General features: G+C 63.6%; 6 protein-coding genes. 2 read left to right on the top strand and 4 right to left on the bottom strand.

What is annotated here, in order from left to right; all coding sequences use genetic code 11:
* The coding region (locus B2V21_RS03780; RefSeq protein WP_286916067.1) for a PQQ-binding-like beta-propeller repeat protein at nucleotides 1-608 on the top strand (608 nt) is incomplete at its 5' end.
* Nucleotides 609-785: 177 nt separating this feature from the next.
* On the opposite strand, the gene B2V21_RS03775 is transcribed toward B2V21_RS03780, so the two are convergent.
* The 4 genes from B2V21_RS03775 to B2V21_RS03760 are packed head-to-tail and all read right to left on the bottom strand — an operon-like array spanning nucleotide 786 to nucleotide 5,096.
* Nucleotides 786-1,211 (bottom strand): group I truncated hemoglobin, encoded by a 426-nt coding sequence (locus tag B2V21_RS03775; RefSeq protein WP_282345975.1) that lies wholly within the window; start codon nucleotides 1,209-1,211, stop codon nucleotides 786-788.
* A gap of 1 nt (nucleotide 1,212) precedes the next feature.
* Entirely contained in the window at nucleotides 1,213-2,073 is an 861-nt protein-coding gene (locus tag B2V21_RS03770) for a DUF3034 family protein (protein ID WP_376787123.1), read from the bottom strand.
* A 4-nt stretch (nucleotides 2,074-2,077) separates the two neighbouring features.
* On the bottom strand, nucleotides 2,078-4,438 hold the full coding sequence (locus tag B2V21_RS03765) for a putative bifunctional diguanylate cyclase/phosphodiesterase (protein WP_282345978.1): 2,361 nt from the start codon (nucleotides 4,436-4,438) through the stop codon (nucleotides 2,078-2,080).
* Nucleotides 4,422-5,096 (bottom strand): methylamine utilization protein, encoded by a 675-nt coding sequence (locus tag B2V21_RS03760; protein WP_286916066.1) that lies wholly within the window; start codon nucleotides 5,094-5,096, stop codon nucleotides 4,422-4,424. The genes B2V21_RS03765 and B2V21_RS03760 overlap by 17 nt, the downstream gene beginning before the upstream one ends.
* Nucleotides 5,097-5,266: 170 nt before the next feature.
* Here B2V21_RS03760 and B2V21_RS03755 point away from each other — a divergent pair.
* The coding region (locus B2V21_RS03755; protein WP_286916065.1) for an AAA family ATPase at nucleotides 5,267-6,837 on the top strand (1,571 nt) is incomplete at its 3' end.

Below are 6,837 nucleotides of genomic sequence, written 5' to 3'. Positions count from 1 at the left end.
ACTTCGGTGTGTTCGACTGGGGTGGCCTGTCGGTCGACCCAGTACGCCAGGTGGCCTTCGTCAACCCAAGCTACATGGCTTTCCGCTCCAAGCTGGTGCCTGCTGCAGAAGTGGCCGGCGGCCCTGGTCGCAAGAGCGAAACCGAAGGCGTGCAGCCGAACAAGGGCGCACCTTATGGCGTGATCCTGGAAGCGCTGCTGTCGCCGATGGGCCTGCCGTGCCAGGCTCCGGCCTGGGGCTACGTTGCGGCGGTCGACCTGACCACGCACCAGACCATCTGGAAACACAAGAACGGTACCGTGCGCGACAGCTCGCCTGTGCCGATCCCGTTGACCATGGGCGTGCCAAGCCTGGGTGGTACGTTCACCACCGCCAGCGGCCTGTCGTTCCTGAGCGGTACGCTTGACCAGTACCTGCGTGCCTACGACATCCGTAACGGCAAGCAATTGTGGGAAGGCCGCCTGCCAGCGGGCGCGCAGACCACCCCGATGACCTACACCGGCAAGGACGGTCGTCAGTATGTGGTGGTGGTTGCCGGCGGGCATGGCTCGCTGGGCACCAAGCAGGGTGACTACGTGATGGCGTTCGCATTGCCTGAAAGCAAGTGATGCTGGCGTAACGTAAGACGGCTCCTTCGGGAGCCGTTTTTTTTGAGGGGGGTCAGTGGAGGCCTATTCGCGGGCAGAGCCCGCTCCCACATAGCTGGGTATGAAGCAAAACCTGTGGGAGCGGGCTTGCGCGTTAGGCGGCGAATAGGGCCCCGAATAGGGCTTCACTGACACCCCCTACTTCTCAATCACCTCTCCCCGCTGCGCCGCCAGCCTGGCCAGCAGCCGATTCTGCGCCGGCACCGGAACCCCCTGCGCTTCCATGGCCTTGATCAGATCCTCCACCAGCGCATTGAACTCACTGCGGCTGATGTTCTGCCCCTTGTGCGCCTCGGCCATGTCATCGCCGGTGTAGGTGCACGGCCCACCCGCCTCGACGCAGAACCTGTCAATCAATTGCCGACGCAACAACTCGATGTTCACGTTGCGAAAGTGCGCGACGATCCGCTCGTCCCGGGCCACGTTCAGCAACATTCCCTCCACGATCCGGCTGATCCCCGGCTTGCCGCCGAGTGCCTGGTACAGGCTGTCGTCACGCGCTGGCTGCTGTTGGCCCGCGCAGGCACCCAGCAACAGGGCCATGCCCAGCACATAAAGGCGCATCTCAGAAACTCCCCTGCACGGACAGGTAGGTACCGTTCTGGTTATCCAGCGTGGCGATTTCACCCAGCCGCGCATAGGCCAGCACGATCGCCAGATGCTTGTTGGGGAAATACCCCAGGAACACATCCGCCCAATCGCTTTCACCGGCGAACGACAGGTTGTCCGGCTTCTCCCGGTACTCCACACCCAGCGCCCAGCGCGGGTTGAACAGCACGGCCACCGACCCTTCTTTCAACAGGCTGCGGCTGTCATGCCGGTCGCCGCCAAAACCCAGCAGGCCCAGTTCGTTGGCGCGGCTGTAGCGCACACCGCCGTTGATCAGCAGGTTGTAGCCGAACGCCGCGCCCATGAAGAGGCGACTGGCCGTAAGGTAGCCCTCGACATCTTCGTCACGCTGCGCGCCGACCAGACTGGGGATGAGAAAATCCTTCTGCCGCTTGTATGCCAGACCCAGCGCCACTTGCGGCAGCTGGTCGTAGATCAGATCGCCGAACAGACGCACCTTCACGCCAAACACATCCTGGCTGAGGCTGTCTTCGGGCAGCCCCAGCTTGTGCACCAGCGAGCCCAGGTCGAAGCGTTGCCTGGCGTAGGAAAATTCGATGCGATTCCCATAGCTGGCGGCCATGCCGGCTACGTCCAGCCGGTAGTCAGGCAGGTCCACGCGCGTGGCGAACGCCGTTGCGCCCCACTCGCCTTCTTCGCCGTAACCGGACAGCACCGCCCAAGGCGTGATGCCGCCGCCCGCAGCCCCGTCGATACTGCTGGCACCGCCGGTCGCCAGCAGGCGGCCTTCACTGGCATGAAGAGAAGGCTGCCAACACAGGGCCAGCGAGCACAACAACAGGGCTTTTCGCATCATGACCTCAGTGAACAACGGCAGTCGAGGTGGGCAAAGGAGGCTGCATCCAGGCTTCGAAGGCAGCCGCCGTCAAAGGTCGGCTAATCAGATAGCCTTGGGCGGTATCGCAGTTCCAGCGCTCCAGCAGACGCAGGCTGTGTTCGTATTCCACGCCCTCGGCCACGACTTTGAGGCCCAGGTTATGGCTCATCTCGATGGTGGAACGAACGATCACCGCATCCTCGCTGGTTTCATCCAGGTTACGCACGAACGACTGGTCGATCTTCAGCTCCTGCACCGGCAAGCGCTTGAGGTGGGCCAATGACGAATAGCCGGTGCCGAAGTCGTCGACCGACAGGCTGATACCGCTGTCGCGCAGGCTGTTGAGCACCTTCAAGGCTTTTTCCGGCTCACGCATGATTGCGCTTTCAGTGATCTCGAAGATCAACTGCTCGGCTGATATGCCGTACAGATCGAGCAGGCGCAGGACACGCTCGTGCAGATCGGCTCCGAGCAGATCGTCCGCGGAAATGTTCAGCGACAGCTGCACGACAAGGCCGCGGGCGTTCCACTCGCTCAACTGCCGAATGCCTTCCTCGATGACCCAACGGGTCAGGGTCTGGATACTGCCGGTGCGCTCGGCCAGTTCGATGAACTCACCGGGCGAGACGTTGCCCAGTTGCGGATGTTGCCAGCGCAGCAAGGCCTCGGCCTGACGGACCTGCTTGTCGCGCAGGTCCAGCTTGGGCTGGTAGTGCAAGGACAACTCGTTATTCGCCGCCGCGCGGCGCAGGTCGCGGATCAGGCGCACCTGACGCTGGTGCGCCAGGTCCCGGCCGTGCTGATACACCTGCAGGCGCCCCGGCATGTCGGCGGCGTCGCGCATGGCAATGGCCGAGCGCGCGAGCAATTCTTCGGCACTCAAGCCGTCGGCGGGAAAGGCGGCGATGCCGATGCGGCAGTCGATCGCCACGTCGTGCCCCCCGAAACGATGAGGCTGCAGCAACACCTGTTGCAGTTTGTCGGCCACCGCCACGGCGCTGTCGCTGTCGACGTTTTCCAGCAGCAGGAGAAATTCGTCGGTGATCAGGTGTGCCACCGTGTCGCCGGGCCGTACCAGTTCCAGCAGGGTCTGCGCGACTTGCTGGAGCAGCTTGTCGACAAAGGTCGGGCCGCCGCTTTCGCTAAGTTCACGCAAGTTATCGATACCGACGGACAGCAGCGCGATCGGGCGGTCGGCGGCAATCGCGCTGCCCAGCCGCTCCATGGCCAATGCGCGATTGGGCAGTCCGGTCAGGGCGTCGTGCAGGGCGTTGTGCGCCAGTCGCTGCTCGCGCTCGGCAATCCCCGCCTGCATACGGCCGATGGCCTGGGCCAGCACGCCCAGCTCGTCGGTACGGTCCAGCGGCACGTCGGTCTGGTAGTCACCATGGCCGATGCGCCCCGCGGCCCGAGCCAGGCTTTGCAGCGGCAGCGAGACACTGCGCGCCAGCAACAGCGCGCCCACCAGCGAGGCCAGCAATGCCGCCAGGGCAATGCCGAAGATATTGCGGTCGAGCGCCATGAACGGGCGCATGGCTTCGTCCAGCGGACTCTGCAGCAGCGCCATCACCCGCCCACCCTCGGCACCGCCGCTGCTGGCCAGCAGCAACGGCTGGCTCAGGTAGGTACGTTCCTCGTGTTCGGACAAGGAAATGCGTTGCGCCGCCGATTCATTGATCTGCATCCACTGGGCGATGCTGGCGGCCAGCTCTGCCGGCTGGGTGCTGACCAGCTCGCCGGCTCTGCCCGCCTCGCTGCTGAGAAAAGACACCTGCAGATTGGTCAGGGAATTCAGCTCCCGGGCAAGGGCCACGTCCATGCTGAAGCCCATCACCACGCGCGCGATCGGCAACGGCGCCAGCACCGGCGCCTCGACCAGCAGGTGCGGCAACCCCTGCAACGGCACGAACAGTACTGATTGATTGCTGCGGCGCAGTTCGCGCAGCGCCGTGTCGTAGCGAAACACGCTGCCGGTGGGGACCTGATCGACCGTACTGGCCAGGACCCGGCCGTCCATGTCCAGCACGAACATGTCGGTGGCACCGATACGTGCACCCTGGTTCTGCAGGGCCGAACGGATGGTCGCCGAATCGCCGCTGGACACCGCATCGCGGAAACCGAAGTCCGCCGCCAGCAACTGTACGCCGTCGCGCAAACGACGCCCGCGCATGTCCAGCAACCGCTCGAACACCCGCGTGCCCACCTGCAGCTGATCGCGGGCCTGGGCACGCACGGCGTCATTGGTGGCCACTTTGACGGCCACGGTCAACGCCCCTACCACTACCAACAGCAGCAGGATCAGGACGCAGGCGATACGCGCCTGGAAACTAGTGCGCAGCTTCACCGGCAGCCTTTTTGAATGCCTCACTGAATGGGCTGGTCGCCGGTTCCTGCACCGCGTCGTCCGCCGTCGCTTCGACCGTCAGGGTGTAGCGCTGCGTCATGTCCGTCGTCGTCATGTCCAGTTTTCCTGTCTGCTGCACGTGCGCATCTGCACTGCGCGGATGCCACAGACTCACTTGGTAGTGGCCCGCAGGCAATTGATCGAAACGCACGCGCCCTTGTTCATCACTGACGGCGAACCAGGGATCATCGGTCACGTAGACATAGCCCAGCATCCAGTCGTGAATGTTGCAGCCCAGCACCACGACGCCCGGCTTGTCGAACAACTCCGGCTGGCTCGGCGTGCCTTCGTACAGACGCAATTCGAAGCGCTTGGCCGGTGAAAAGGAATACACCTGATGGCGGATGTTGTCGTTGTTGGGGAACGACACCGACGTGCCCGTGGCGACCGCCAACACGTGCGGCAGATACTTCTGCGCACGCTGGTCCATGATCGCCGTGGCCTTTCTGGAGCCCACGGCAGCCGGGCCACCGGACAGGCTGAGCACCGCGTCGGCCAGAGGTGCGCCATCGGCCTGAACGATCCGTGCCTCGAACGAGGCAGCGCCGACCCAGGTACTGAAGACCAAACCGCTGAGCAAGGCGCCTAACCTGAGCATGAAATCTACCTGACGAATGGAAATGTTGCCTGCCGTCGCGTTCGGCCTGCGCCGGTTACAAGCCCGGTTACAACCCTTATCGGCCGCCTGCCGCAAAGCTTCAGTGCCGCCATTGAAACCAGTCGCCCCCCGCCCCATCTAAGCAGCATAGTCATTGACGCAGGTGCCCCATGAGCGACCAGCAGGAATCCAACGAGAATCCCTCCGAACATCTGGACAACGAGCACATCGAGCACTCGACCCACTCCAGCACCGAACTGGCCCTGCCTGGGCAGAACCTGCCGGACAAGGTCTACGTCATCCCGATCCACAACCGTCCGTTCTTCCCCGCGCAGGTGCTGCCGGTCATCGTCAACGAAGAGCCGTGGGCGGAAACCCTCGACCTGGTCGCCAACACCGAACACCACTCGCTGGCGCTGTTCTTCATGGACACCCCGCCCGACGACCACCGCCATTTCGATACCTCCAGCCTGCCGCTGTACGGCACCCTGGTGAAGATCCACCATGCCAGCCGCGAAAACGGCAAGCTGCAGTTCGTCGCGCAAGGTCTGTCGCGCGTGCGCATCCGCACCTGGCTCAAGCATCACCGTCCGCCCTATCTGGTGGAGGTCGAGTACCCGCAGCAGCCCATCGAGCCCACTGACGAGGTCAAGGCCTACGGCATGGCGCTGATCAACGCCATCAAGGAGCTGCTGCCGCTCAACCCGCTGTACAGCGAAGAGCTGAAGAATTACCTCAACCGCTTCAGCCCCAACGATCCCTCGCCGCTGACCGACTTCGCCGCCGCGCTCACCTCGGCCACGGGCAACGAGCTGCAAGGCGTGCTCGACTGCGTGCCGATGCTGCGACGCATGGAAAAAGTCCTGCCGATGCTGCGCAAGGAAGTCGAAGTCGCGCGTCTGCAGAAAGAAATCTCCGCCGAGGTGAACAAGAAGATCGGCGAGCACCAGCGCGAGTTCTTCCTCAAGGAACAGCTCAAGGTCATCCAGCAGGAGCTGGGCCTGACCAAGGACGATCGCAGTGCCGACGTCGAGCAGTTCCAGCAGCGCCTGCAGGACAAGACCCTGCCGCCCGCGGCGCAGAAGCGCATCGACGAGGAAATGCAGAAACTGTCGATTCTGGAAACCGGTTCGCCCGAGTACGCTGTCACACGCAACTATCTGGACTGGGCCACAGCCCTGCCATGGGGTGTCTACGGCAAGGACAAGCTGGATCTCAAGCATGCACGCAAGGTGCTCGACCAGCACCACGCCGGTCTGGATGACATCAAGACGCGCATCATCGAATTCCTCGCCGTGGGCGCCTACAAAGGTGAAATCAGCGGTTCCATCGTGCTACTGGTCGGTCCGCCGGGCGTGGGCAAGACCAGCGTCGGCAAGTCCATCGCCGAGTCCCTTGGCCGACCGTTCTATCGCTTCAGCGTTGGCGGCATGCGCGACGAGGCCGAAATCAAGGGCCACCGCCGCACCTACATCGGTGCCCAGCCGGGCAAGCTGGTGCAGGCGCTCAAGGACGTCGAGGTGATGAACCCAGTGATCATGCTCGACGAAATCGACAAGATGGGCCAGAGCTTCCAGGGCGACCCAGCGTCGGCACTGCTGGAAACCCTGGACCCGGAGCAGAACGTCGACTTCCTCGACCACTACCTGGATCTGCGCCTGGACCTGTCCAAGGTGCTCTTCGTGTGCACCGCCAACACGCTGGACTCCATTCCCGGCCCGCTGCTCGACCGCATGGAAGT

This window comes from Pseudomonas sp. UBA6276, assembly GCF_002438365.1.
In the GTDB taxonomy this organism is placed as follows: Bacteria; Pseudomonadota; Gammaproteobacteria; order Pseudomonadales; family Pseudomonadaceae; genus Aquipseudomonas; species Aquipseudomonas coleopterorum.
The sequence above is the reverse complement of the archived record's forward strand: the minus strand, read 5'-3'. Positions and strand labels throughout refer to the sequence as shown.